This window comes from uncultured Prevotella sp., assembly GCF_946407605.1.
GTDB lineage: Bacteria > Bacteroidota > Bacteroidia > Bacteroidales > Bacteroidaceae > Prevotella.
Genome location: NZ_CAMJOS010000014.1, coordinates 1 through 26,530 on the forward strand (window position 1 = coordinate 1; position 26,530 = coordinate 26,530).

The following is a 26,530-nucleotide window of genomic DNA, read 5'->3' on the forward strand; positions in this document are numbered from 1 at the left end:
GGGGCAGGTCCTTCTGCGAGAGGTAGAACATGTAGAGGATGCAGTCCTTCGTGCCACGGTTCTCGCCGTGGTGTACGGTGCCGACCATCTCGACGACGGCCTCGCCCTCATGCACCACCTTCGTCTTTCCGTCCAGACCGATGATGGTCAGTTCGCCCTGTACCAGCACACCGTAGTTCATGGCCACGTGGTGGTGCCAGCCCAGCTTCTGGCCTGCGGGGAACACGTACTTCACGGCTACCAGCTCGGGGCGGCCCTGGAAATAGTCGGGCAGCTCCTCGCCATCCCAGCTCTGCGAGGTGCGGATCAGTTCGGTGCTCACTACCGTCTTTACGGCTTCTTCATCATTCGTTTCATTTGCTTTTGCTTCCTTGCAGCCTGTCATAAAGGCCATGGCACCGCAAACAATAGCGGCGGCAAGCATCCATGATTTCAGTTGTTTCATTGCAGTTTTGTTATTCGTTAATATATTTCGATTAGTCATAAAGTATAAAAGTGGTCGAAAAGACCACTTTCTGTCGGGATGAGGCGACTCGAACGCCCGACCCCTACGTCCCGAACGTAGTGCGCTACCAACTGCGCTACATCCCGATTTGATTGTTTGAGACCGCTGTTATAGGCGGTTTTTTGCAAACCGTGTGCAAAGGTAGTGCTTTTTTGTGGATTGAGCAAATTTTTTTGGGAAAAGTTGTGGCGTCTCGGCTTTTTGTCGTAACTTTGGCTTCGCCGAACTTACTCTTCACTCGGAAAAACTCAAATAAATTTGGTTCTTCTCTCGTTTTTTCGTAACTTTGCATCATAAACGGATGAACGGTTATGATGCACCTGAAACAATTCCTACTGTGTTTTCTTTCTTTCCTTGCGGCTTCTGCTGAGGCTCAGATTGTAGTGGAGGCTGGCAATGCGGAGAGTCTGCTGCAAGCCATAGAACAGGCCAACAAGCAGAATGCCGACGCTACGTCGAAGCGACTCTTTATACTCGTGCCCAATGGCGTTTACGATCTTGGCAAACGCACGCTGACGGCCATCACGGGCCATCGCATAGCGTTGGTGGGCGAGAGCATGGAGGGCACCGTCATTGTGAACGCCCCTGATGTGGAGGACGAGGGTATCAGCAAGACGGCCACGCTGCTGAACCAGGGCCGTGAGACCTATGTGCAGGACCTGACGCTGAAGAACGCGCTGGACTATTACCACTCGGGCGCGGTAGGCAGGGCGGTGTGCTGGCAGGACAAGGGCGACAGGACCATGATGAAGCGCGTGAGGATGTTGTCGTATCAGGACACCTATTATAGTAACAATGAACAGGGCCGCTCTTACTTTGAAGCTGCCGAGATTCACGGCACCATCGACTTTATCTGTGGGGCGGGTGACGTGTTTTTCAACCATTGCCTACTGGTGACGGAGAAACGCAGGACAGAGGGTGGCGGTCGCGATATCATTGCCGCACCACGAACGTCAAAGACGGCATGGGGCTATGTGTTCAGCCATTGCACCATCCGCAATGACGACTCCGAGTTTCTTTATGCCCGCGGCTGGCGAGAGCATCCCCGTTGTGTGTGGCTCTATACGACGCTGGAGACGCCTGAGATGCTGCAGCCCACGCGCTTTGAGCCGAAGGGTATGCGAACCATTCAGAATGACTTCTATGAGTATGGCACGACGGACGGCGAGGGGCGCGACATCACGCCGAGGTCGAACGTGGTGACGTTTACGCTTAACGGTGAGTCGCATGCCGTAGAGACCATCCTGACCGAGCAGCAGGCGGCGAAGTACACGCTGAAGAACGTCTTTCCCGATTGGCAGCCACAAAAAAACGTCCGCCAGCTGGAGAAGCAGGGCGGACGGTTGAAGCGTAAGCTATTGAAGGAATAGTCTTTTCTATAGCAGCTCGGGCAGTTGGAACAGCTTGTTGCTGTTGCTGCCCTTGATAAGTATATAGAAGCCTTCTGGGCAATGCGCCTTGATGGCTGCCTTTACCTCTTCTGTATCGTGGAACTTGCGGAACGGACAGTCGATGTCCTTGAAGTTATCGCCTACGAGCCATACGTCGTCATAGCCGGCAGACTGCAAGCGGTCAACCAATAGGCGGTGCTCCTTGTCGCTTTCTTCGCCCAGCTCGCCCATCTGTCCCAGGATGGCCATCTTCTTGTCGGCCTGAATCTGACTGAAGTTGTCGAGGGCGGCATGCATGGACGTGGGGTTGGCGTTGTAGGCATCGACGATGAGGTGGTTCTTTTCCGTCACCGTCATCTGACTGCGGTTGTTCGAAGGCGTGTACTCCTCAAGGGCGGCACAGATCTTCTTACGGTCCACGCCGAAGTTGATGCCTACGGAGATGGCTGCCAGCAGGTTGTCGATGTTATAGGCACCGATGAGCTTGGTCTGCACCTTATGCCACTTGGTGCTGCGTCCCTCTTCTTCGAGGGTCATCAGGGGCTCGCGCCAGCGGAACTTCAGGAAGGGGTCGCACGAGATGACCTCGCCGCTGATACAAGTGTATTGGTTGTCGACCTCGGTGGAGTAGGGGGTGAGCCATATCTCCTCGTCGTCGTCAATCTGGTCGACCAGTATCTCGTTGTCGGCATTGATAAAGATAAGGCTGTCCTTGCGAGAGCGCAGGAAGTCGTAGAGCTCGCACTTGGTCTTGATGACACCCTCGAATGAGCCGAAGCCCTGCAGATGGGCGCGTCCCACGTTGGTGATGAGGCCGCAGGTAGGCTCAGCCGTCTCTGCCAGCGTCTTGATGTCGCCAGGATGCGAGGCACCCATCTCGATGACGGCAATCTCGTGTTCCTTCGTCAGGCGGAACAGCGTCTTGGGCACGCCGACATCGTTGTTGAAGTTGCCCTGAGTGTAGAGCACATTATATTTCTGCGAGAGCACGGCGGCGATGAGCTCCTTTGTGGTGGTCTTGCCGTTGGTGCCGGTGATGCCGATGACGGGGATGTTGAACTGGCGGCGATGCTCGCGGGCCAGGTCCTTAAAGGTCTGAAGACAGTCGTCAACGACTATTAGTTTAGAGTTTTGAGTGTTTCTAAACTCTTCACTATCCACAATGGCATAGCTGCAGCCCTTTTCGAGTGCCGAGAGGGCGAATTTGTTTCCGTCAAACGACTCGCCTTTCAGGGCGAGGAAGATGCTGCCTTCGGGGCAGTCGCGGCTGTCGGTGGTGATGCACGGATGCTGCTGGTATAGTTTGTAGAGTTCCTTAATTTCCATAAACTTCGTGAATTTTGCTGCAAAGTTAAGAAAAAGATAAGAGTTAAGAGTTAAGAATTAAGAAAAAATGTATTGCTACGGAAAATTTTCTTACTTCTTAACTCTTAACTCATAATTAATTTTGTACCTTTGCGGACGAATATGGATTATACGCTGAATATTAAGGGTCGATTGATGGATTTTCAGACGCCACGCGTGATGGGAATCCTAAATGCGACGCCCGACTCGTTCTTTGCCGACAGCAGGAAGCAGACGGAGCAGGAGATAGCCCTGAGGGCTGACGAGATAGTCGGTCAGGGAGCTACCTTCATCGATGTGGGTGCTTACTCCACCAGACCGGGTGCCGCCGAGGTGTCGGAGCAGGAGGAGATGGAACGCCTAAGGATGGCGCTGGCGGTGGTGCGTCGTGTGCAGCCCGATGTGGCGCTGTCGGTAGATACCTTCCGTCCTGACGTGGCCCGCATGGCTGTGGAGGAATATGGTGCCGACATTATCAACGATGTGAGCGAGGGTGCTGACGAGGCCATGTTCCGCATGGTGGCCCGTCTTCGTGTACCATATATATTAATGTCGGTGCAGAAAGACTTGCATGACACGCTGATGGCTTTTGCCAGTAAGGTGCAGATGCTGCGCGACTTCGGACAGAAGGATATCATCCTCGACCCGGGTTTCGGCTTTGGTAAGACGCTGGACGAGAACTACCGCCTGATGGCCGAGATGGAGAAGCTGCAGGTGTTTGAGTTGCCCATCCTGGTGGGTATCTCACGTAAGTCGATGATTTATAAACTGCTGGAGACCTCGCCTGCCGAGGCACTCAACGGTACCACGTTCCTTAACACGATAGCACTGATGAAGGGTGCCAGCATTCTGCGCGTGCACGATGTGAAGGAAGCAGTAGAAATAGTGAAGATGTATGATAGAATTCGGAATTAAGGACTTTGTCGACATCCTGCTGGTGGCAGTGATGCTCTATTACATCTACCGACTGATGCGCGAGTCACGTTCGCTGAACGTCTTCGTGGGCATCATGATCTTCGTCGTGGTATGGCTCTTCGTGTCGCAGATCCTGGAGATGCGCCTGCTGGGAACCATCCTCGACAAGTTGGTGTCGGTAGGTGTCATCGTCATCGTGGTCATCTTCCAGGAAGACATCCGAAAGTTCCTCTATAATCTTGGCGCTCACCGTCGTTTCCGTACGCTGATGCGCCTCTTCTCGCCAAAACGCATGGAAGACCGCAACAGCGCACAGGTGAAGAAAAGCATCATGCCGCTGGTGATGGCCGTCATGTCGATGTCGAAGAACAAGGTGGGGGCTCTCATCGTGATTGAGGGTAACGTGCCCCTCAACGATATCGTGGCTTCGGGTGATATCATCGACGCCTCTGTGAACCAGCGTCTCATCGAGAACATCTTCTTCAAGAACTCACCGCTTCACGACGGCGCCGTGGTTATCAGTAACTTCCGTATCAAGGCGGCAGGCTGCATACTGCCTGTGAGCCACGACCTTGACATCCCCAAAGAGCTGGGTCTGCGCCATCGTGCCGCCCTGGGCATGTCGCAGGAGAGTGATGCGCTGTGTGTCATCGTGTCTGAGGAGACAGGCTATATCAGCACATCGTCGGGAGGTGTGTTCCACCTTCGCCAGTCGGGTGAGGAGCTGGAGTCCACCCTCACGGAATGGCTTTCTAAGCAATCATCAAAACAAATATAAACATATTACAAAACTATGGGATTAATTGAACAAATTATTGCGCGTGCTAAGAGTAACAAGCAGCGCATCGTGCTCCCCGAAGCTGAGGAGGAGCGCACCCTGACAGCCGCCGACCGTGTGCTGGCTGACGACATTGCAGACCTTATTCTGATTGGTAACCCTGAGAAGGTGCATGCCTTGGCTGCTGAGAAGGGACTGAAAAACATTGACAAGGCCACACTTATTGACCCGCTGAACTACGAGAAGAGCGAGGAGATGGCCCAGTTGCTGCAGAAGCTGCGCGAGAAGAAGGGTATGACCATCGAGAAGGCTCGCGAGCTGGTGAAAGATCCCCTCTATCTGGGTTGTATGATTATCAAGACCGAGGGTGCCGATGGCCAGATCTCTGGTGCACTGTCAACCACTGGCGAGACCCTGCGTCCTGCCCTGCAGATTATCAAGTGTGCCCCTGGCATCACCTGTGTGAGCGGTGCCATGCTGATGATTACCGATAAGCCCGAGTATGGTGAGAATGGTGTGCTCGTCTTTGGTGATGTGGCCGTAACGCCTATGCCCGATGCCAACCAGCTGAGTCAGATTGCTGTATGCACAGCCCAGACCGCTAAGAGCGTGGCAGGCTTCGCTGATCCCCGCGTGGCTATGCTGAGCTTCTCTACCAAGGGTTCTGCTTCTCACGAGGTAGTTGACAAGGTTGTTGAGGCTACGAAGCTGGCTAAGGAACTCGATCCCAGTCTGAAGATTGACGGTGAGCTGCAGGCCGACGCCGCCCTTGTTCCCTCTGTAGGTTCAAAGAAGGCTCCTGGTTCTGAGATTGCCGGTAAGGCTAATGTGCTGGTGATGCCTTGTCTCGAGGTTGGTAACATCGCCTATAAGCTGGTGCAGCGTCTGGCTGGTGCTACTGCCATCGGTCCTATCCTGCAGGGTATCGCTCGTCCTGTCAATGACCTCTCTCGCGGTTGCTCTGTCGAGGATATCTACTATCTCGTCGCCATCACCGCTTGTCAGGCAATGGACGCAAAAAAATAGGGCCCACCCCCATCCCCTCTCCAAGGGAGGGGTGTCTATATAGACAATGTGATGGGTAAAGCAGAAGAGAATAATTACAACAAGAATATTAAAAAAAATGGAGCACCCTAAAACATCCCTCCCTTGGGGAGGGCTTGGGTGGGCTTATTATGAAGATATTAGTATTAAACTGTGGCAGCAGTTCTATTAAATATGCATTATATAACATGGATGATAAATCCGTGATGACCAGTGGTGGTGCTGAGCGCGTAGGCTTGGACAATGCTTTCGTGAAGGTGAAGCTGGCCAATGGTGAGAAGAAGCAGATTATGCACGATATTCCTGAGCATACCGAGGGCGTGAAGTTTATCTTCTCTCTGCTGACAGACCCAGAGATTGGTGTGATCAAAGACCTGAAGGAGATTGACGCCGTAGGTCACCGTATGGTGCATGGCGGCGAGAAGTTCAACAAGTCTGTAGTGCTGACCGACGAGGTGCTGAAGGCCTTCGAGGAGTGCTCAGACCTGGCTCCGCTGCACAACCCTGCCAACCTGAAGGGTGTGAACGCCGTGAAGGAGCTGATGCCTGGTCTGCCTCAGGTGGGCGTGTTCGATACCGCCTTCCATCAGACCATGCCCGCCAAGGCTTATATGTATGCCATCCCCTACGAGCTCTATGAGAAGTATGGCGTGCGTCGCTATGGCTTCCATGGCACCTCTCACCGTTATGTCTCAGCTCGTGCCTTAGAGTTCCTTGGTCTTTCGGCCCAAGGTACCAAGATGATTACCTGTCATATTGGTAATGGTGGATCTATCGCTGCTGTGCTCGATGGCAAGTGCGTGGATACCTCTATGGGTCTCACCCCGCTGGAGGGCCTGGTGATGGGTACCCGTTCTGGTGATATCGACGGTGGTGCCGTGACCTTCCTTGAGAAGAAGCTGGGTCTGGATGCCGACGGTATGAGCAACCTGCTCAATAAGAAGAGTGGTGTGGCTGGTATCACTGGCGGCTCGAGCGATATGCGTGATGTGGAGAATGCTGCCAAGTCGGGCGACAAGCGTGCTACACTGGCTCAGGAGATGTATTTCTATCGCATCAAGAAGTATATCGGTGCCTATGCTGCCGCTATGGGTGGCGTGGACGTGATTGTCTTCACCGCAGGCGTTGGTGAGAACCAGATTGGCATGCGCTCTGAGGTCTGCAAGGGTCTGGAGTTCCTGGGCGTGAAGTTCGACGACCAGAAGAACCAGGTGCGTGGCGAAGAGGCTGTTATCTCTGCCGATGACTCAAAGGTGAAGGTAGTGGTGATTCCTACCGACGAGGAGCTGATGATTGCCACCGATACGATGAACCTGCTATGACACAGGAAGAACGTAACAAGATAGAGGGAAGGATCGTAGACGTGCTTAAGACCGTCTACGATCCTGAGATCCCTGTCAATATCTATGACTTGGGCATGATCTACAGAATTGAGGTGCTCGACGATGAGAGCGTAGAGCTGGATATGACGTTTACGGCTCCCAACTGTCCTGCCGCCGATTTCATCCTCGAGGATGTACGCACCAAGGTTGAGAGTGTTGAGGGTGTCCGCACCGCCAATGTCAACCTGGTGTTCGAGCCTGCCTGGGACCAGTCCATGATGAGTGAAGAAGCCAGAGTGGAACTGGGCTTCGACTAAACTGAAACTGATTAGGAATGAAGAATATCTATTTTCTGTCTGATGCTCACCTCGGTTCGTGGGCCATTGACCACAAGCGTATGCAGGAACGTAGGCTGGTACGGTTCCTCGATAGTATCAAGGACAAGGCAGCTGCCGTCTATCTGCTGGGCGATATGTTCGACTTCTGGTACGAATACCGCTATGTGGTGCCTAAGGGCTTCACCCGTTTCCTCGGTAAGATTTCCGAGTTGACTGATATGGGTGTCGAGGTGCACTATTTCACAGGCAACCACGACATCTGGGCCTACGACTACCTGGAGCGCGAGTGTGGTGTCATCCTCCACAAGCAGCCACAGACCGTAGAGCTCTATGGAAAGGTATTCTATCTGGCACATGGCGACGGCCTGGGCGACCCCAGCAAGTCGTTCAAGGTCATTCGCTCTATCTTCCATAACCGCCTTTGCCAACATCTTTTCTCTTCCCTTCATCCCCGTTGGGGGCTGTGGTTCGGACTCTCCTGGGCCAAGCACTCGCGGATGAAACACGAGGCTGATGGCGTTCCTCCTTTCATGGGCGAGGAGCGTGAACACCTGATTCTCTATACCAAGAAATACATCCAGTATCACTCTAATGTCGATGTCTTTATCTATGGACACCGTCATATCGAGGTCGACCTGCAGCTCACCAAGAAGGCGCGAGTCATCATCCTTGGCGACTGGATATCCCAGTTCTCTTATGTGGTCTGGGACGGCGACCATCTTCTCATGCAGCAGTACATCGAGGGCGAAAGTAAGCTGTGAGAAGCCATAGTTTGAAAATAATTTTGTATATATGCACCCAGATAAGAAACAATACGTTATGAAAATATTGAAACAATGGCTGCCTGACGTACTGGCAGTAGCGTTCTTTGCGATTCTGGCCTTTGCCTATTTCTATCCCGCCGACGTGCAGAACCGTGTGTTGAACCAAGGTGACATCTCGGCAGGTGTGGGTATGGGCGAGGAAGCCTCGCAGTATAGTCAGCGTACTGGTGAGCGCACCCGATGGACCAACTCGCTGTTCTCGGGCATGCCCACCTATCAGATAGCACCATCGTACGACAGCGCCACCACGTTGTCGGCTATTGAGAAAGCATATCACCTGTGGCTGCCCGACAATGTGTGGTATCTGTTTGTCTATCTGTTGGGTTTCTATATCCTGCTGCGTGCCTTCGACTTCCGTCAGCATCTGGCTGCCTTAGGCTCTGTGCTTTGGGCGTTCAGCACCTATTTCCTGATTATCATTGCTGCCGGTCACCTGTGGAAGGTGATGGCGCTGGCCTATCTGCCACCCATGATTGGCGGTATCGTGCTGGCCTATAGGGGTAAATACCTGTGGGCGCTCATTGTGACGGCGCTCTTCGCCGCCCTTGAGGTGCACGCCAACCACGTGCAGATGACCTATTACTATCTGTTTGTCATCCTGCTGATGATTGTGGCCTTCCTTGTTGAGGCTATCCTCAAGAAGGAATATATGCGTTTCCTGAAGGCTACGGGCGTATGTATCCTTGGCGGACTGATGGGCGTGATGGTCAACATCTCGAACCTCTATCACACATGGGAATACTCGAAGGAGACCATGCGCGGCAAGAGCGAGCTGGTGAAGAAAGATGCTGCCAACCAGACCGACGGCGGCTTGGAACGCTCGTATATCACCGACTATAGCTACGGCATCGGCGAGACGTGGTCGCTGCTGGTGCCCAACGTGAAGGGTGGTACCTCGATGCATCTCCTCTTTGACGATGAGAATGCCCGTGAGGCTATTAAGAATATGAGTGTGAGTGTGGGTGAGGGTCAGGTGATGCCTGCCCAGCAGGTGTTTGACTACCTGCGCCAGAACGGCCTTTACTTCACGCAATATTGGAACGACAATATGGAGGAGGGCGCCAACGGTACCATGGGTCCTGTCTATGTGGGTGCCTTTGTGCTGATGCTCTTTGTGCTCTGTATGCTGGTATGCTATCGTAAGCCGCTGACGTGGGGTTTGCTGGCTGCCACGATCCTCAGCATCATGCTGGCGTGGGGTAAGAACTTCATGGGTCTGACCGACTTCTTCATCGACTATGTGCCTATGTACGCTAAATTCAGGGCTGTGGAGAGTATCTTGGTCATTGCCGAGTTCACCATTCCCCTTATGGCGATGATGGCCATCAAGGAACTGGTAGAGCGTCGCAACAACCCCAAACCCTCAAAGTTCAAACCTCAAACCGCCATCCTTATCGCCTTCGCGTTGACCGGCGGTATTGCTTTGCTGTTTGCCCTGATGCCAACAACATTTTTCGATTTCTATACAAATGCCGAGAATACGCTGTTCCATCAGATACTGCCACCACCGGCTGATGCCGACGCGCTGTTGGAGGCGCTGAGCAAAGCCCGTCAGGCCCTGTTCACAGCCGACTGCTGGCGTTCGTTCATCATCATCGTCATTGGCACGCTGATATTGCTGCTCTATCAGGCCAAGAAACTGAAGACGTGGATGATGGCCTTCGGTCTGCTGGCACTCTGCTTGGTGGACCTGTGGTCGGTGAACCGCCGCTACCTGAACCCCAACGACAACAACCAGTTTGTGAAGAAGGTGGAGTTGCAGCAGATTCGTCCGATGACAGAGGCAGACCGTCGTATCAAAGACGATCCCACGCTCTACTATCGTGTGCTGAATCTGGCCGGCAACCTGTTTAATGAGAACGAGACCTCATACTATCATAAGAGCATCGGCGGCTATCACCCCGCCAAGCTGCGCCGATATCAGGAGCTCATAGAGCGCTATATCAGTCGCCAGACCGACGATGTGCGCCAGTCTATCCAGAACTTCTACGGCGACCTCACCCAGGTGAATGGCGACAGTATCTGGAACGTGCTCAACATGCTCAATGCTAAGTATTTCCTGCTGGCATCGCAGAACCTTGATGTGCAGAACCCCTACGCCTACGGCAATGCGTGGTTGGTGGACCAGGTGAAGTATGTGGATAATGCCAATCAGGAGCTTGACGCGCTGGGACAGATGAACCTGCGCCACGAGGCTGTGGCCGACAAGCAGTTCCAGCAGGTGCTGGGCGAGACGGTTGCGCAGGATTCACTCTCAAATGTGGAGCTGACGGCCTATGAGCCTAACCAGCTGACCTATACTGTGAATAGCAGCAAGGGCGGCGTACTGGTATTCTCTGAGATTTATTATCCTGGCTGGACGGCTTCTGTCGATGGTCAGGAGGTAGAAGTGGGTCGTGTGAACTATGTGTTGCGTGCCATCCATATCAGTGGTGGTAAGCACCAGGTGGTGCTCAGCTTCTTCCCGAAGTCGGTCAACACCACGGAGACACTCGCCTATATATCACTCGTCATCCTGTTGCTGCTGGTGGTGGCAGGAGTAGTCTTAAGGATTTTCAGAAAGAAACATCAATCGTGAAAGCTATGAAGAAAAGTTTTATTTGGGTGCTTGGTTTGCTGCTCGTGGTGAGTGCTTGTACCAGTAATGCTGCTGGCGGCGCTTATGTGGGCGGTCAGTTTGGACATGTCATCGGCTCGGCCATAGGCGGTATTGCAGGTGGTTGGCGCGGACACCATACGGGCGCACTCATCGGTACGGTGGGTGGCGTAGTGGCTGGAGCTGCCATTGGCGCTGCCATCGACAATGCCCAGGAGAAGAAATACGAGGAGAGATCCCGTGCTCGCGAGAACGAGCGTTATCAGTCTGATGACAGCGGTTTCGACCCAGAAGGACGTGGCGACGACCGTATCATGATTGAGCCAGAAGAGGCTCCGCTCAATATTCGCAATGCCATGATTACTGAGATGCAGCACGACGGCGTGCTGACGCGTGGCGAAGAGTGCACAGTGATGTTCGAGATTATGAACACCTCTGACCATCCTATTTATGACATACAGCCGTTTGTGGAGGATGCTACCGGCAACAAGCACATTAACATATCGCCCAACCTGCGTGTCGAGAGTATCGGACCGCGTCAGGGCATACGTTATACGGCCACCATATTGGCTGACAAACGACTGAAAGATGGTGAGATTCTTGTGCGCATCGGCGTGGTGCAGGCAGGACGTGAGGTGAAGTCGCAGACTCGCGAGTTCAGCGTACCTACCGCAAAGAATGCTCGCTGATAGGCTTCCAGGGAAATGCCTCGTTCTCAACGATATCGCTAATCATGGGAATTACGAGGTCGTAGTCTTTCTTCATGGGAATCTGGAAGTGCACCAGGGGTTCTACCGTGACGGTGGCGATGCCTTGCGACAAGATGCCAAGGTCTCTGGCGGCTCCCCACGATAAATCGATGATACGTCCTCGGACATAAGGTCCGCGGTCATTCACCTTCACTACAACAACCCGGCCATTGGCTGGGTTTGTTACTTGTAAGAGGGTGCCGAAGGGATAGGTGCGGTGGGCGCAGGTCAGGCTGTCGTGATGCAGCCGGTCGCCGTTAGACGTCTTACGGCCCGTCCACTTCTTAGTATAGTACGATGCCTTTCCTGTTTGAACGTGTTGCGCGTTCAAACAAAAGGAATGAGGAATGAGAAATGATAAATGCAATAGTACCGCAACGGCAAACAGCCTGACAACCTTGGTATGTTGTCTTAGATATGCGGCAGCCCCATTCTTTATTCTTTCATTTTCACTTCTCATTCCTCAAGAATATTAATTACTAATTACTAATTATTAATTACTAATTAAACGATGCCCTGTGCTAACATTGTATATAGACCTTGGCTTTGCCGAGCTCTATACAATGCCTTTATCCGACATTTTATAGACCTTGGCTTTGCCGAGCTCTATACAATGCCTTGTGCCAGCATTGCCTTAGCTACCTTCATGAAGCCAGCCACGTTGGCACCTTTCACGTAGTTGATATAGCCGCTGGGCTCCTTGCCGTACTTGACGCACTGCTCATGAATGCCCTGCATGATATGGTGCAGCTTCTGGTCTACCTCATCGCCAGTCCACGAGATACGCATGGAGTTCTGTGTCATCTCCAGACCACTGGTAGCCACACCGCCAGCATTCACAGCCTTGCCTGGGGCAAACAGCTGACCGGCAGCAATGAACTTGTTGACAGCCTCGGCCGTGCAGCCCATGTTCGACACCTCGGCCACGCATAGCGGCTTCTGAGCCAGGATCATGTCGGCATCATCGCCATTGAGCTCGTTTTGGGTGGCGCAGGGCAGATAGATGTCGGCCTTCTGCTCCCACGGCTTCTTACCCTCGAAGAACTGAGCACCATCGAACTCTTCGGCATAAGGTTCACAGATGTCGTTGCCGCTGGCACGCAGCTCCAGCAGGTATTCAATCTTCTCGGCATCCAAGCCTGCAGGGTCGTAGATATAACCGTCGGGGCCAGAGATGGTGATGACCTTTGCCCCCAGCTCGGTAGCCTTTTTCGCAGCACCCCAAGCCACATTACCGAAGCCTGAGAGAGCTACCGTCTTGCCTTTGATGTCAAGACCGTGAGTCTCCAGCATGTGATGCACAAAATAGAGAGCACCATAGCCCGTGGCCTCTGGGCGAAGTATGCTTCCGCCCCATTCCATGCCCTTGCCTGTAAGTGTGGCACCATGGAACTGACTGGTCAGCTTTTTGTAGTAGCCGAAGAGATAGCCTATCTCGCGGGCACCCACGCCAATGTCGCCGGCGGGCACATCCATATCGGGCCCTATCACCTTATACAACTCGCACATAAACGCCTGACAGAAACGCATCACCTCGTTGTCGCTCTTGCCACGGATAGAGAAGTCGGCACCGCCCTTGCCGCCACCCATAGGCAGTGTGGTCAGCGCGTTCTTGAAGGTCTGCTCAAAGCCTAGGAACTTCAGGATACTTAGGTTTACAGACGGGTGGAAGCGCAAACCGCCCTTGTAGGGGCCTATAGCGCTGTTAAACTGCACGCGGTAACCAATGTTTACCTGTACCTCGCCTTTATCGTCCACCCAGGGCACACGGAAAGTCGTGATGCGCTCAGGCTCCACGATACGTTCAATAATCTTGGCCTTCTCAAACTCGGGGTGCTGGTTATACACGTCCTTTATCGACTCCAACACTTCGCGCACGGCCTGTAAATACTCCAGCTCGCCAGGATGCTTCTGCTCCAACGACTGCATAATTTTCTCCACTTCCATAGTTTTATGTTTTAAAGTTAATCTTTGAGTTTTTAGTTCAGCGCAAAAATAAGAAAAATTCCTTTTACTTCCAAACATTTACGGAAAAATAATGTTAATTGGAATTATACGAGACAAATATCCCACAGATAATCTCCTGTAGGACTCGTCAGAGTTACTGCTGTGAAGTCGATTAATAGCTGGCAGAGCAGGCAATGCCGAGGGCGATGACGCGGTCGCGGATAGCGTCGAGCTGCTCGTGGGTGGCCTTGAGGAGACCGTGGGCGGGCGTTTCGCGGTCGATGGTGTAGACCATGACCTGTTGGGGCTTGATAGCGCGGAGGGTGTCGAGCCAGGGGCTGACGAAACTGTCGCTGGTGTTGTCGACACTTTCGCCTTGGTATTCGCCGCGCATAAACATGGTCTGGATGATGAGATGGCCGTTGAAGGCCTTCATGCGGTCGATAATAAGGCCGACGTCGTAGGTACCTACTGGGCAGTCCACCTTATTAATATATAAGGGGTCGATGGTGTCGAGTTTCAGTATGTTGTTGTCTACACGCATCAAGGCGTCGTGCACCTGAGGACGATGGATCATCGTAGAGTTGCTGAGCACAGAGACCTTAGCCTGAGGGCAGTAGCGGTTGCGCAGGCGGATGGTGTCGTCGATAATCTCAGCAAAGTGTGGATGGCATGTGGGCTCGCCGTTGCCTGCAAAGGTAAGCACATCGGGCAGCTGTCCTTCAGCACTCATCTGCTGCAGCTTCTCTTCCAACTTCTGCGCCACCTGTTGACGTGTAGGCATGGACTGCTTGGGGCGATGGTCTTCGTTGAAGCCGCATTCGCAGTAGATGCAGTTGAAGGAACAGACCTTGCCGTCGGCAGGGAGCAGATTGATGCCGAGAGAGATACCGAGTCGGCGACTATGTACAGGCCCGAAGATGGGCGACGGATAGATGATTGTAGACATATTGGGTGCAAAAGTACTGAAATAATTTGGAAATTACAAATTTTTTGCGAACCTTTGGTCTTTTACCGAAGGTACTTTCATTCGAAAATGAAAATAAATGCGAATTTATTTTGTATTTTGCTCATTTATTCGTACCTTTGCACCCGCTTTTCGGAAAATCCGATGCATTCGACGACGTTGGCCGTTGTGATTAAGGCGACAAGACGTGGGAAGAATGTTATGGCAACAACTTATTAATCAAAATTTTACAATGTATCTCGATCAAGCAAAGAAGCAGGAGATCTTCACTGAGTATGGTAAGAGTGCTACCGATACCGGCAGCGCTGAGAGCCAGATTGCACTGTTCACCTATCGTATCAAGCACCTGACGGAGCACCTGAAGCAGAACCACAAGGACTATGCTACAGCCCGTTCACTGACCAAGATGGTAGGTCGTCGCCGTAAGCTGCTGAAGTATCTTTATGTTAACGATATTAATCGTTATCGTGCTATCGTGAAGGCTCTGGGTCTGCGTAAGTAAACCCGATTTCACGAAGAGGAATCATTACAAAGTCCCTCATCTGCATCAGCGGATGGGGGATTTTTAGTTCCGGAAGGTCGATATGGAGGTCGTCGTAGGTGAGGATGTCAATATCGATAGGACGGTCGTGGTAGAGGGCTGAGGGTTGATGGTTGATATCTGAAGGGCGCTGTGTGGCGTGGGCTGTGGTTTTGCCTAATTGGCGCTCTATGCGCTGCGTAGCCTTGAGTAGCTGGCGTGGTGTTAGTGTGGTGGTGACGAGGATGGCGGCATTGACAAACTGATTGTCAGACTCATAACCCCAAGGCTCGGAATAGAAAAGAGCAGACTGGCGCACCACAGTGCCAATCTGCTCGTTAATCAGGGCGATGGCCCTCTGTATGTTCTCTTCCTTTTGTCCTAAATTGGACCCTAGTCCGAGATAAACCTGATGTGACGTTTTAGTCATCGAGTATCAGCATTGCGTCACCGTAGCAGCCAAACATGAATTTATGCTTCAGCGCCAGCTTATAGGCTTCGACGGTGAGCTCGTAGCCTGCGAAAGCGGCAGTTGCCATCATCATTGTGGACTCAGGATGATAGAAGTTGGTAATCATAGTGTTGGCCAGTCCGAAGTCGTAAGGCGGGAAGATGAATTTGTTGGTCCATCCATCAAACTCCTTTAGCATGCCGTCGGTACCTACCGAGCTCTCTGTGGCACGGATGGTGCTGATGCCTACGGCGCAGATGTTGTGGCCGGCGGCCTTGGCTTTGTTGACCGTCTCGCAGGCCTCGCTGGTAATAATCATTTGCTCGGAGTTCATCTTGTGCTTCGTTAGGTCTTCTACCTCAATCGGGTCGAACGAACCCAGACTGCAATGTACGGTGATGTAGGCAAAGTGGTAGCCGCGAATCTCCATCATCTTCATCAACTCGCGACTGAAGTGCAGACCCGTTGAGGGCGCTGTGACAGCACCTTCGTTCTTGGCGAAGATGGTCTGGAACTGTTCCATGTCGTCTGGTTCGGCCTTGCGGCGGTCGACGATATAGCGGGGTAGGGGTGCTGAACCGAGCGAGAAGAGTTCCTGTTTGAACTCATCGTGCGGACAGTCATAGAGGAAGCGCAGGGTTCGGCCACGTGAGGTGGTATTATCGATAACTTCGGCCACCATAGGTCCGTCGCCGTCGAAGAACAGCTTGTTGCCAATACGAATCTTGCGGGCAGGCTCTACCAGCACGTCCCACAGGCGTAGTTCCTCGTTTAATTCGCGCAGCAGGAATACCTCAATCTTGGCGTCGGTTTTCTCCTTGGTGCCATAGAGACGGGCAGGGAATACCTTCGTATCGTTGAAGATAAAGGTGTCGCCCTCGTTGAAGTAATCCAGCAGATTGCGGAAGGTCATGTATTCCTCCGTATCGTTGCCCTCGGCATCTTTCTTGAAGATATCGATTTTCTGGCTCTTGCGGTGAACCACCATCAGCTTGCACTGGTCGCGGTTGTAAACACGGTCAATCGTTCCGTCCTCGTTTTCAAAGGAGCGGTGTGGGGGATAAAGAGCGACAAGCTCTTCAGGGAGTTTGAATTTGAATTGCGATAATTTCATATTTTTGGGTCTTATGGGGCCTTGGGGCCTATGGGACTTATGGTACTTGAATTGATTGTTTGTCGAGCCAAGCAGGAAAATCATCCAGCGTCAGGCAATCTTCTATGCGCACATCGCCCAGACGAGTGCGACAGAGAGCCGTGAGAAAGGCTCCGCTGTTCAACGCCTCACCGATGTCGCGAGCCAGAGCACGGATGTAGGTGCCTTTGCCGCAAACCACGCGGATGCTCATCTGCATCGTCATAGGATCGAAGTGGGTCAACTCTATCTCATCAATGCGCAACGTTTTGGGCTTCAGTTCCACCGTCTCGCCCTTGCGTGCCATCTTATAAGCTCTGTGGCCGTCGATGTTGCAGGCCGAATAGGCTGGCGGCACCTGCTGTATCTCGCCAACAAAATTGGGGAGCACACGTTCTATCAGCTCACGGGTGATGTGCTTGGTGGGGTAGGTCATGTCCACCGTATGCTCGCGGTCGTAGCTGGGCGTCGTTGCTCCCAGTTGCAGCGTAGCCGTGTATTCCTTCGTGGCATATTGCAACGACTCTATGCGCTTGGTGGCCTTGCCAGTGCAGAGGATGAGCACACCTGTAGCCAAGGGGTCGAGCGTGCCCGCATGGCCCGTCTTCAGCCGCTTTACATGAAGTGCTTTCGACAGTCGGGTGCGGACATAAGCCAATGCGCCGAACGATGACATCCGGTAGGGCTTGTTGATGTATATGAATTCTCCTTCTTGAAAGTTCATTTAGTCGACCATTGCAAGTGAGTGACCCGTCAGCAGCAAGATGAGGATGATGCCGCCAACGATGATGCGGTAGATACCGAAAGCCTTGAAACCATATTTGGTGAGGAAGGCCACAAACCATTTCATGGCCAGTAGTGCCACGATGAAGGCCACCACACAGCCCACGATGAGCATGGTGATGTTGTGAGCAGTAGCCCACGAAGCATCCTCTTTCAGTAGGTCAAGTAGGTCGAGTAGCGTGGCTCCAGCCATAGTGGGCACAGCCAGGAAGAACGAGAACTCAGCAGCGCGCTGGCGAGTCAGTCCCTGAGTCATACCACCCACGATGGTAGCCATAGAACGTGACACACCTGGAATGACCGAGATGCACTGGTACAGACCAATGTTGAAAGCCCGCTTCTCGTTGAGCTTATTGGCATCGCTGCCTTTGTTGAACAGTTTGTCGCAGAACAGCATGAACACACCGCCCACCACCAGCATGATGGCTACAACGAGTACGCTGTCGAGCAGCCAGTCGAGCAGTCCGGACTTTTTTGCAGCCAGTCCGATAATCACAGCAGGTAAAACACCCACGATGAGCAGCCAGTAAAAGTAGTACTTATGCTTCAGTTTCTGAATCGTGCCACTGCCTTGAGGTGCAGGCGTATTGTCGAACTTGAAGAAATGCTTCCAATAAAGACATACCACAGAAAGGATGGCACCAAACTGGATGATAAACGTAAAGGCATGCACAAACGGGTCGCCCTGGGGAATGCCCAGCAGGTTCTGTGTGATAATCATGTGACCCGTTGATGATACCGGCAGGAACTCTGTCAGTCCCTCTACAATAGCGATGATGATGGTTTCAAGCAGCGTCATTTACTTTCTCCTCCTTATCCTTGCTTTTGTGCACAACGGCGTAAATCATTGATACAAAGCCAAAGAGACACACCAATGGGGCTACCTTGATGCGTCGGGCACTGAAAATTTCAGGGTTGTAGGCCTGCTCACTGGAACCACTACCTGCCATTAAGATGAAACCGATGATGACAATGGCCATACCGACGGCCAGTAGGATAAAGTTTGTTCTTCCGAACGCAAAATTTCTTTTGTCCATTTTATAATTCTCAATTCTCAATTTTCAATTCTCAAACCTCAAATCTTATACAGTTCTCCTGCCGTCATGCGCAGAAACTTGTTGACTGATAACAGCGTGCACAGAACCATGATGACGAAACCGAAGACGAATACGCAGGCGGCTGTGATGGCCAGCTCATGCCACGTCATAATAGTCTCGATGCGAGGCATGTAGGGCAGCAGGGCGTAGATGATGCCACCTAGGATAATGCATGTCAGGATGGCCGAGATGAGTCCAATGGTGATGGCCTGTTTAAGAAACGGCCGGCGTATGAATCCCCAAGATGCACCTACCAGTTTCATGGTGTGAATGACAAAGCGCCTTGAATAGATGCTCAGTTGTACGGAGTTGCTTATCAGCGTGTAGCAGATGAAGATGAGCAGTGCCGAAAGGGCAAGCAGCGCTATGTTGATGGTGTCGAGAATGCGGTTCATGCCTTCTATCTCGTCTTTGGTATATGCCACATCGACCACTTTCTTGTTTTGGCGCAATGCCTTAACGATCTGTTTCAGTGAGTCGGTATTGGCGTATGGCGCCTCCAGCTTGACTGTCAACTCGGGTGAGAAGGGATTGAAGCCTGTAAACTCGGTGGGGTCGATACCCATCTCGGTCTTGGCGGTCTGCAAGGCGTCGTCGCTACTGATGTACGTCACCTCACGGGCATAGGCTTTGGTTTTGATAATCTCACCTAAGGCCTTGCCGCTTTCTACTGATAAGGTGTCGTTCAATATGACGCTGATTTCCACATTCTCACGCAGGTTCTTCTGCAGGTTGTGGGCTGTGAGTCCCAGCAACACCACCAACCCCAACAATACTAGTACCATGGTGGTGCTGATGCAGAGCGTCACCATCTGCAGACGGTGTCTGCGCTTGTTCATGTTTCTTCTTTTTCTCATTTGAAAAATGAGCCTAAAAAGGCAAAATCGTAAATAATTCTGCAAAGGTACTATAAAAAGGGGGAATAGCAAAAGGTTTTAAGAATTATTTGCAGTCAGTGTTGACCTGCGACAACTTTTTTTGATTTACATAAAAAAAAAGCCGATTATAAATCGGGAATTATGAAATATTTTGTAACTTTGCAGCACCAAACATATAACGTTATATTAAATAGGTATGGCTGAAGTAAAAAAGATTAAGACTGCGTTGATTTCTGTGTTCCACAAAGACGGGTTGGACGAGTTGTTGAAGAAACTGAACGAAGAGGGCGTACGCTTCCTGTCGACGGGCGGTACGCAGAAGTTCATAGAAGAGCAAGGCTATGAGTGTCAGAAGGTGGAGGATGTGACTACTTATCCCTCTATCTTAGGCGGACGCGTCAAGACACTGCATCCTAAAGTGTTCGGTGGTATTCTGGGACGTCGTGACAATGAGGGCGACCGTGCTCAGATGGCTCAGTATGAGATTCCCGAAATCGACCTGGTCATTGTTGACCTCTATCCCTTTGAGCAGACGGTAGCCAGTGGCGCCTCTGAGGCTGACATAATCGAGAAGATTGATATTGGCGGCATCTCTCTGATTCGTGCTGGAGCTAAGAATTTCAAGGACGTGGTGATTGTGCCTTCAAAGGCCGAGTACAGCGTGCTGCTTGACATTCTGAACAAGAAAGGTGCTCAGACCGATATTGAGGACCGCAAGATGTTTGCAGCTCGTGCCTTTGGTGTCAGCAGTCATTATGACACGGCTATTCATAGTTGGTTTACAAAGTAAGAAGAATGGGATTTTTTAGTTTTAGACAAGAGCTGGCCATGGACCTTGGCACAGCGAATACAATTATCATCAGCGATGACAAAATTGTTGTCGATGAGCCTTCGGTTGTCGCACTCGACCGCCGCACGGATAAAATGATTGCCGTGGGTCAGAAGGCTAAGATGATGTATGAAAAGACACACGACAATATTCGCACCATCCGCCCGTTGCGTGATGGCGTGATTGCTGACTTCTCTGCCTGTGAGCAGATGATGCGCGGATTGATAAAGATGGTTCATACCGGACGTCACTTCTTCTCACCATCATTGCGCATGGTGATTGGCGTGCCTAGCGGTTCTACCGAAGTGGAGCTGCGTGCTGTGCGCGATTCTGCCGAGCATGCTGATGGTCGTGATGTATATCTGATTTTCGAACCGATGGCTGCTGCTATTGGTATCGGCGTCGATGTGGAGGCTCCCGAGGGCAATATGATTGTTGATATCGGTGGTGGTTCTACTGAGATTGCAGTTATCTCACTGGGTGGCATCGTGTCGAACAACTCTATCCGTACGGCAGGTGACGACCTCACAGCCGATATTCAAGAATATATGTCGCGTCAGCACAACGTGAAGGTCTCTGAGCGTATGGCTGAGCGTATCAAGATTCATGTGGGCTCGGCTCTGACCGACCTGGGCGACGAGGGCCCTGAGGATTATGTTGTTCATGGTCCTAACCGTATCACGGCCCTGCCTATGGAGGTGCCCGTATGCTATCAGGAGATTGCCCATTGTCTGGACAAGACCATCGCAAAGATTGAGAATGCGGTGCTTTCAGCATTAGAGAACACTCCGCCAGAACTTTATGCCGACATTGTGAAGAACGGTATCTATCTGAGCGGTGGTGGTGCTCTGCTGCGCGGTCTCGACAAGCGACTGGAGGATAAGATTAACATTCCTTTCCATGTACCCGAGGATCCTTTGCATTCTGTGGCTAAGGGTGCTGGTATTGCATTGAAGAATGTAGATCGTTTCTCGTTCCTGATGAGATAGAATGCACAACCTTCTGGCGTTTCTCACCAAGTACTACCACTGGTTCATCTTCCTTTTCCTGGAAGTGATCAGTGGTGTGATGCTGTTTAGATACAACAGCTATCAAGGCAGTGTGTGGGTTTCGTCAGCCAATTCGGTTGTGGGCAAGGTCTATGAATGGGAGTCGGGGCTGACACAGTTTTTTTCACTGGTAGAGCGCAATGAAGCCCTCACCCGTCGTAACCTGTTGTTGGAACAGCAGGTGCAGTATTTTCAAGAGGCGATGGCCGATGCCCGCGAGGACTCTGTACAGTCTCTTCAGAAAATGATGGACCATCTGGGCAACTATACGTTTATTCCCGCTAAGGTGATATCAAACTCAATAGACCGGCCAGATAATTTGATTACTATCGACCGAGGGTCCAAGGATGGCGTAGAGGTAGATATGGGTGTGGCCTGCGGCACAGGCATTGTAGGGGTGGTCTATCTGACTGGCGACCATTATTCAGTAGTGATCCCTCTGCTGAACACCCAGTCGCGCATCAGTTGTGCCATTCGTAAGAAAGGTTATTACGGCTATGTCACCTGGCCTGGCGGCAGCTCTGTCATCGCTTATGTTGACGATATTCCCCGTCATGCCAAGTTCAAGGTGGGCGAATGGGTGGAGACCAGTGGCTATTCTTCTATCTTCCCTCGAGGTGTGCTGATAGGTAAGATTATCGATATTGACGACTCGGCTGACGGTCTGTCGTATCGTTTGAAGATCAATCTCTCTACAGACTTCTCTAGGCTGCGCGAAGTATGTGTCATTACAGAAAAGGATTTTGCAGAGCGGTTGAGGCTACAAGAGGCAGCACTTGATTCTCTGGCCATACAACGAAATAGGAACTGACGTTTATGATGTTAGATACCCTTCGACGGTTGTCCGTCTTCATCATTTTGTGTCTGGCACAGGCACTGGTGCTCAACCGCATCCATCTGTTTGACTGTGCCATACCTTTGCTGTATGTCTATTTCGCCATCATCTTTCCACGTAATTATCCCAAGTGGGCTATCCTCTTGTGGTGCTTTTTTATGGGTGTCATCGTTGATGCCTTTTCCAATACACCAGGTGTGGCTTCGGCTTCGCTGACGCTGGTCGGCGTACTTCAGCCTTATCTACTAGAGCTGTTCCTGCCTCGTGATTTTGATTTCAATGTCAAGTCTTCTGTGTCTACGTTGGGCTTTGGTAATTTTGCATCACTGGCAGCCTTCCTGGTATCCATTTATTGTCTGATGTTCTTTCTGCTTGAGCAGTACAGCTTTTTCAACTGGCTCTACTGGTTAGAGTGTGTTGTGGGTAGCGTTTTGCTGACCCTTGTCCTGATTTTCCCGATTGAAAGCATTAGAAAGTAGTTGCTGGCGTGAAGGATTACAGACTTGAAAACAGGCGTTTTGTGATTGGTGGCGTGGCGATAATTATCGTCGTGATTTATATAGTGCGCTTGTTTTTCCTACAGCTCATGAGCGATGACTATAAGAAGAATGCCGACTCAAATGCTTTCCTGAAAAAGATAGAATATCCGTCGCGTGGCATCATCTACGACCGTAATGGCGAGTTGCTGGTATATAACCAACCGGCCTATGACATAATGGTGGTGATGAATGAGGCCAAGAATCATTTGGATACGCTTGAGCTGTGTCAGACGCTGAACATCACTCGTCAAGAGTTTGACGAGCGCATGGCGAATATCAAGGACCGTGTCAAGAATCCAGGCTATTCTCGCTTCACCCAGCAGATGTTCCTTAATCAGATTTCTGACCACGACTTCAGTGTGTTTCAGGAGAAGATGTACCGATTCCCAGGCTTCTATGTCCAGAAACGTAGCATCCGTCAGTATGAACATACCAATGCCGCCCATGTGCTGGGCGATGTAGCAGAGGTGTCGCCTGCTGATATAGAACAGGATAGCTATTACCAGCCTGGCGACTATATAGGCAAGTTAGGTGTGGAGCGTTTCTATGAGAAATACCTGCGTGGCGAGAAGGGCGTGCAGATTCTGTTGCGCGATGCCCATGGACGTATTCAAGGCAGCTATAAGAATGGAGAACTTGACCGTATGCCAGTGCCGGGTAAGAATCTGACCTTAGGTATAGACATCGAACTGCAGGCTCTGGCCGAGCGCTTGCTGGAAGGTAAGATAGGTGCGGTGGTGGCTATTGAGCCATCAACTGGCGAGATATTATGTATGGCAAGCTCGCCCAGTTACGATCCCCGTATGATGGTGGGGCGCCAGCGCTCCAAGAGTCAGCGTCTGCTGGGGCAGGACTCGTGGAAACCGCTGCTCAACCGTTCTATTATGGGACAGTATCCGCCAGGATCTACGTTTAAGACCACACAGGCGTTGACTTTCATGTCCGAGGGTATCATCACCCATCAGACGGCCTATCCCTGCTATCATGGTTTTGTGTTCAAGGGACTGCGTGTGGGTTGTCATGGTCATGGCTCTCCGCTGTCGCTCATCCCTGCCATCTCGACTTCATGCAATGGCTACTTCTGCTGGGGGTTGTATCACATGATAGGCGACCGCCAGAGGTATCCCACGGTACAGGATGCTATGAACCGCTGGCGCGACTATATGGTGTCGATGGGCTTTGGTTATCAGCTGGGGGTTGACTTACCTGGAGAGAAGCGTGGACTGATACCTAATGCGCAGTTCTACGATAACGCCTACAAAGGCTCGTGGAATGGTTTGACTATCATCTCCATCTCCATTGGTCAGGGTGAGGTGAATGCCACCCCGTTGCAGATTGCCAACCTTGGTGCCACTATTGCCAATCGAGGCTGGTTTATCACGCCTCATGTGGTGAAGCAGATTGAAGACGAAGAGCTCGATACGCTCTATACAAACCGTCGTTATACGATGGCTAGTGCCGAAGCCTATGACTATGTGGTGCAGGGTATGCGCTCTGCCGCTATTGGTGGCACGTGTCACGAACTGGCAAAATACGACTTCATGGCTTGTGGCAAGACGGGAACGGCTCAGAACCGCGGACATGACCACTCTGTGTTTATGGGTTTTGCGCCGATGGACGAACCCAAGATTGCTGTAGCAGTCTATGTTGAGAATGGTGGATGGGGTGCTACCTATGGCGTTCCCATTGGCGGTTTGATAATGGAAAAGTATATTAACGGAGAATTGTCGAATGCCTCAGAGTCAAGGGCTACCGACATTCAGAATAAACGCATCAACTATGGTTCAGCATCCAGATAAGCAACCAAGCATTTTTCGTGCCATCGACTGGTGGACCATTCTAATATATATGGCTCTGCTCACCTTTGGCTGGCTCAGCGTTTGTGGCGCCAGCTATACTTATGGCGAGACAGATCTGTTCTCGCTGTCGGCACGTTCTGGCATGCAGATTGTGTGGATAGGCACGTCGTTGTTTCTGGGATTGGTACTGCTTTTACTTGATGACCGGCTCTATGATACTTTCTCCTATATTATCTTTGCCGTTTTAGTGCTGCTTCTGTTTGCCACCATCTTTAATCCCCATACTATCAAAGGCTCCCGTTCGTGGTTGGTGTTAGGTCCTTTGCGCCTCCAGCCGGCTGAGTTTGCTAAGTTTGCTACAGCGTTGGCACTGGCAAAGTTTATGGGAACCTATGGGTATGATATCCATCGTGTGAAAGATTTCTTGCTGACACTGGCCATCATCTTTGTACCCATGCTGTGCATTGTGTTACAGCGCGAGACGGGTTCTGCCTTGGTGTATCTGGCATTCTTCCTTATGCTCTATCGTGAGGGTATGACGGGTAGCGTATTGTTCTCAGGAGCGGCCTTAGTACTGTTCTTTGTTGTTGGTATACGTTATGCCGAGCCAACATTGCTAGACACCACCACCTCTGTGGGACCGTTTGTGGTGATGCTTCTTATTCAGGTATTCACATCGGTGATGATCGGGTTGTACTGTAGGCGCTGGCTTGAGGCCAATCGCTGGTTGGCCATCTCTCTGACTGTTACGCTGATATGTCTGTTGTTTGCAGTCTTCGTTATTCCCTTCGACCTGTTCTGGGTGCAGCTAGCCCTATGTGTGCTGATGGTGGTCTATCTGTTGTGGCGGTTCATGATAACGCGTTACCGTGGTTACCTTTGGGTGGCGGCTTTTGCTGCTGGCTCCGTTGTTTTCTTCAATTCTGCCGACTATGCTCTCAATCATGTGCTAGAGAAGCACCAGCGCACTCGTATCAACGTGTTGTTAGGATTAGAGGAAGACCTAAAGGGTGCTGGCTATAATGTGCATCAGAGTGAGATAGCCATTGGTTCTGGCGGACTGGCAGGCAAGGGTTTCCTGAATGGTACCCAGACTAAGCTGAAGTATGTGCCTGAGCAGGATACAGACTTTATTTTCTGTACAGTAGGTGAGGAAGAGGGTTTCTTGGGGGCTGCTGGTGTGCTAGTCTTGTTTCTGGCTTTGATATTACGACTTATCCATTTGTCAGAGCGACAACCAACCGCCTTCGGACGAATCTACGGCTATTGTGTGCTGTCGGTATTCCTTTTCCATGTATTTATAAATGTGGGCATGGTATTGGGACTTGCACCTGTTATAGGCATCCCATTACCGTTCTTCTCCTATGGCGGTTCGTCACTCTGGGGATTTACCTTATTGCTGTTTATCTTCTTGCGCATTGATGCAGGACGCTATAAGGTGCATAATTAGTGATCTTGTTTTTCCAGTGTGATGCCGATGTTGGTGATGCCAGGTAGCATCTCACGTCGCATGTTATGGCGTATGCTCACTTTCAGTGTGTCAGAATAGCTTAGCAAGATATCACTCAGAGGGATGGTATAGTCTAACATGCTTAGACCAATGCCGTTGAGATTGCCCTCTTGGTCTGCCAACTTGATGTTCAGTGTGTCCACTGTCATTGTGCCTGCAGGTAATAGTTGTTGCTCCATGATGAGTGATACCTCCTGATAGGGGTAGGTCGATGTCAGTCGTAAGCCTAATTGCGTGCTGAAATTTCCACTATCGCGAAGTGTGGTGATATGATAATACAAGGTGTCGCCACGTTCCCATCCGTTGATGTCGACGGGCTCGTAGTGACTATAGATGGTATTGCGGCTGCAACTGAAAAATGCCAGTGCAGCCGCCATAGTCCATAGTA

The 26,530-nt window shown here is 51.4% G+C and carries 27 protein-coding genes, 1 tRNA gene and 1 pseudogene; 16 read left to right on the forward strand and 13 right to left on the reverse strand.

Annotated features, from left to right (window positions below; all coding sequences use genetic code 11):
* Together Q0R57_RS07485 and Q0R57_RS07490 are read right to left on the reverse strand one after the other, a co-directional pair.
* Window positions 1-445 (reverse strand): cupin domain-containing protein (locus tag Q0R57_RS07485; protein WP_294745458.1); only part of this gene is annotated, 445 nt, incomplete at its 3' end.
* A 73-nt stretch (window positions 446-518) separates the two neighbouring features.
* Window positions 519-591, reverse strand: a tRNA-Pro gene (locus Q0R57_RS07490).
* A 225-nt stretch (window positions 592-816) separates the two neighbouring features.
* Here Q0R57_RS07490 and Q0R57_RS07495 point away from each other — a divergent pair.
* Window positions 817-1,875: a pectinesterase family protein gene (locus Q0R57_RS07495; protein WP_294745460.1), complete on the forward strand. Its 1,059-nt coding sequence runs from the start codon at window positions 817-819 to the stop codon at window positions 1,873-1,875.
* A 6-nt stretch (window positions 1,876-1,881) separates the two neighbouring features.
* On the opposite strand, the gene murF is transcribed toward Q0R57_RS07495, so the two are convergent.
* Complete coding sequence (murF, locus tag Q0R57_RS07500; RefSeq protein WP_294745463.1) at window positions 1,882-3,222, reverse strand: UDP-N-acetylmuramoyl-tripeptide--D-alanyl-D-alanine ligase; 1,341 nt, start codon at window positions 3,220-3,222, stop codon at window positions 1,882-1,884.
* A 141-nt stretch (window positions 3,223-3,363) separates the two neighbouring features.
* Here murF and folP point away from each other — a divergent pair, with 141 nt between their 5' ends.
* From folP to Q0R57_RS07540, 8 genes are all read left to right on the forward strand, one after another.
* Window positions 3,364-4,155, forward strand: a complete 792-nt coding sequence (folP, locus tag Q0R57_RS07505; protein WP_294745466.1) for a dihydropteroate synthase — start codon at window positions 3,364-3,366, stop codon at window positions 4,153-4,155.
* Window positions 4,136-4,933, forward strand: a complete 798-nt coding sequence (cdaA, locus tag Q0R57_RS07510; RefSeq protein WP_294745469.1) for a diadenylate cyclase CdaA — start codon at window positions 4,136-4,138, stop codon at window positions 4,931-4,933. Before folP ends, cdaA begins: the two co-directional genes overlap by 20 nt.
* 15 nt (window positions 4,934-4,948) lie before the next feature.
* Window positions 4,949-5,959, forward strand: a complete 1,011-nt coding sequence (gene pta / locus Q0R57_RS07515) for a phosphate acetyltransferase (protein WP_294745472.1) — start codon at window positions 4,949-4,951, stop codon at window positions 5,957-5,959.
* 149 nt (window positions 5,960-6,108) lie between these two features.
* Window positions 6,109-7,299 (forward strand): acetate kinase, encoded by a 1,191-nt coding sequence (locus tag Q0R57_RS07520; RefSeq protein WP_294745476.1) that lies wholly within the window; start codon window positions 6,109-6,111, stop codon window positions 7,297-7,299.
* Window positions 7,296-7,616: an iron-sulfur cluster assembly protein gene (locus Q0R57_RS07525; RefSeq protein WP_294745478.1), complete on the forward strand. Its 321-nt coding sequence runs from the start codon at window positions 7,296-7,298 to the stop codon at window positions 7,614-7,616. Before Q0R57_RS07520 ends, Q0R57_RS07525 begins: the two co-directional genes overlap by 4 nt.
* Window positions 7,617-7,633: 17 nt before the next feature.
* Window positions 7,634-8,398, forward strand: coding sequence for a UDP-2,3-diacylglucosamine diphosphatase (locus tag Q0R57_RS07530; RefSeq protein WP_294745481.1), 765 nt, complete (start codon window positions 7,634-7,636; stop codon window positions 8,396-8,398).
* A 58-nt stretch (window positions 8,399-8,456) separates the two neighbouring features.
* Window positions 8,457-11,039, forward strand: a complete 2,583-nt coding sequence (locus Q0R57_RS07535) for a YfhO family protein (RefSeq protein ID WP_294745484.1) — start codon at window positions 8,457-8,459, stop codon at window positions 11,037-11,039.
* 5 nt (window positions 11,040-11,044) lie between these two features.
* A complete protein-coding gene (locus Q0R57_RS07540) occupies window positions 11,045-11,746 on the forward strand; it encodes a hypothetical protein (protein WP_294745485.1) in 702 nt (233 codons plus the stop codon).
* 100 nt (window positions 11,747-11,846) lie between these two features.
* Here Q0R57_RS07540 and Q0R57_RS07545 read toward each other — a convergent pair.
* From Q0R57_RS07545 to Q0R57_RS07555, 3 genes and pseudogenes are all read right to left on the reverse strand, one after another.
* Window positions 11,847-12,266, reverse strand: a pseudogene (locus Q0R57_RS07545) (septal ring lytic transglycosylase RlpA family protein); the annotation flags it as partial.
* Window positions 12,267-12,412: 146 nt separating this feature from the next.
* Window positions 12,413-13,753 (reverse strand): NADP-specific glutamate dehydrogenase, encoded by a 1,341-nt coding sequence (gdhA, locus tag Q0R57_RS07550; protein ID WP_294745488.1) that lies wholly within the window; start codon window positions 13,751-13,753, stop codon window positions 12,413-12,415.
* A gap of 172 nt (window positions 13,754-13,925) precedes the next feature.
* Entirely contained in the window at window positions 13,926-14,702 is a 777-nt protein-coding gene (locus tag Q0R57_RS07555; RefSeq protein ID WP_294745492.1) for a radical SAM protein, read from the reverse strand.
* Between the two features lie 250 nt (window positions 14,703-14,952).
* On the opposite strand from Q0R57_RS07555, the gene rpsO reads away from it, so the two are divergent.
* On the forward strand, window positions 14,953-15,222 hold the full coding sequence (gene rpsO / locus Q0R57_RS07560; protein WP_294745496.1) for a 30S ribosomal protein S15: 270 nt from the start codon (window positions 14,953-14,955) through the stop codon (window positions 15,220-15,222).
* Here rpsO and folK read toward each other — a convergent pair.
* From folK to Q0R57_RS07590, 6 genes are read right to left on the reverse strand one after another with little or no spacing between them, the layout of a single operon-like run.
* Window positions 15,191-15,670: a 2-amino-4-hydroxy-6-hydroxymethyldihydropteridine diphosphokinase gene (gene folK / locus Q0R57_RS07565; RefSeq protein WP_294745499.1), complete on the reverse strand. Its 480-nt coding sequence runs from the start codon at window positions 15,668-15,670 to the stop codon at window positions 15,191-15,193. The genes rpsO and folK overlap by 32 nt on opposite strands.
* Complete coding sequence (gene queA / locus Q0R57_RS07570; protein WP_294745502.1) at window positions 15,663-16,805, reverse strand: tRNA preQ1(34) S-adenosylmethionine ribosyltransferase-isomerase QueA; 1,143 nt, start codon at window positions 16,803-16,805, stop codon at window positions 15,663-15,665. The genes folK and queA overlap by 8 nt, the downstream gene beginning before the upstream one ends.
* A 37-nt stretch (window positions 16,806-16,842) precedes the next feature.
* Window positions 16,843-17,547 carry a tRNA pseudouridine(55) synthase TruB gene (truB, locus tag Q0R57_RS07575; RefSeq protein WP_294745505.1) on the reverse strand — a complete coding sequence of 235 codons (705 nt, stop codon included), beginning with the start codon at window positions 17,545-17,547 and terminating at the stop codon, window positions 16,843-16,845.
* Window positions 17,548-18,405 carry an undecaprenyl-diphosphate phosphatase gene (locus Q0R57_RS07580; RefSeq protein ID WP_294745507.1) on the reverse strand — a complete coding sequence of 286 codons (858 nt, stop codon included), beginning with the start codon at window positions 18,403-18,405 and terminating at the stop codon, window positions 17,548-17,550.
* Complete coding sequence (locus Q0R57_RS07585) at window positions 18,392-18,643, reverse strand: DUF3098 domain-containing protein (protein ID WP_294745510.1); 252 nt, start codon at window positions 18,641-18,643, stop codon at window positions 18,392-18,394. The genes Q0R57_RS07580 and Q0R57_RS07585 overlap by 14 nt, the downstream gene beginning before the upstream one ends.
* A 38-nt stretch (window positions 18,644-18,681) precedes the next feature.
* The gene (locus Q0R57_RS07590; RefSeq protein ID WP_294745513.1) at window positions 18,682-19,542 is read right to left on the reverse strand and encodes a permease-like cell division protein FtsX; all 861 of its coding nucleotides are present in this window, start codon (window positions 19,540-19,542) and stop codon (window positions 18,682-18,684) included.
* A 235-nt stretch (window positions 19,543-19,777) separates the two neighbouring features.
* Here Q0R57_RS07590 and Q0R57_RS07595 point away from each other — a divergent pair, with 235 nt between their 5' ends.
* From Q0R57_RS07595 to rodA, 6 genes are read left to right on the forward strand one after another with little or no spacing between them, the layout of a single operon-like run.
* Entirely contained in the window at window positions 19,778-20,371 is a 594-nt protein-coding gene (locus Q0R57_RS07595) for an IMP cyclohydrolase (protein WP_294745515.1), read from the forward strand.
* Between the two features lie 5 nt (window positions 20,372-20,376).
* On the forward strand, window positions 20,377-21,399 hold the full coding sequence (locus tag Q0R57_RS07600) for a rod shape-determining protein (RefSeq protein ID WP_294745517.1): 1,023 nt from the start codon (window positions 20,377-20,379) through the stop codon (window positions 21,397-21,399).
* Window position 21,400: 1 nt separating this feature from the next.
* Window positions 21,401-22,270: a rod shape-determining protein MreC gene (gene mreC, locus Q0R57_RS07605; protein ID WP_294745520.1), complete on the forward strand. Its 870-nt coding sequence runs from the start codon at window positions 21,401-21,403 to the stop codon at window positions 22,268-22,270.
* 5 nt (window positions 22,271-22,275) lie between these two features.
* The gene (gene mreD / locus Q0R57_RS07610) at window positions 22,276-22,773 is read left to right on the forward strand and encodes a rod shape-determining protein MreD (protein ID WP_294745523.1); all 498 of its coding nucleotides are present in this window, start codon (window positions 22,276-22,278) and stop codon (window positions 22,771-22,773) included.
* A gap of 8 nt (window positions 22,774-22,781) precedes the next feature.
* Window positions 22,782-24,632, forward strand: a complete 1,851-nt coding sequence (gene mrdA, locus Q0R57_RS07615; RefSeq protein ID WP_294745526.1) for a penicillin-binding protein 2 — start codon at window positions 22,782-22,784, stop codon at window positions 24,630-24,632.
* Entirely contained in the window at window positions 24,613-26,082 is a 1,470-nt protein-coding gene (gene rodA, locus Q0R57_RS07620) for a rod shape-determining protein RodA (protein ID WP_294745529.1), read from the forward strand. Before mrdA ends, rodA begins: the two co-directional genes overlap by 20 nt.
* On the opposite strand, the gene Q0R57_RS07625 is transcribed toward rodA, so the two are convergent.
* Complete coding sequence (locus tag Q0R57_RS07625; RefSeq protein ID WP_294745532.1) at window positions 26,079-26,519, reverse strand: gliding motility lipoprotein GldH; 441 nt, start codon at window positions 26,517-26,519, stop codon at window positions 26,079-26,081. The genes rodA and Q0R57_RS07625 overlap by 4 nt on opposite strands.
* Window positions 26,520-26,530 lie beyond the last annotated feature (11 nt).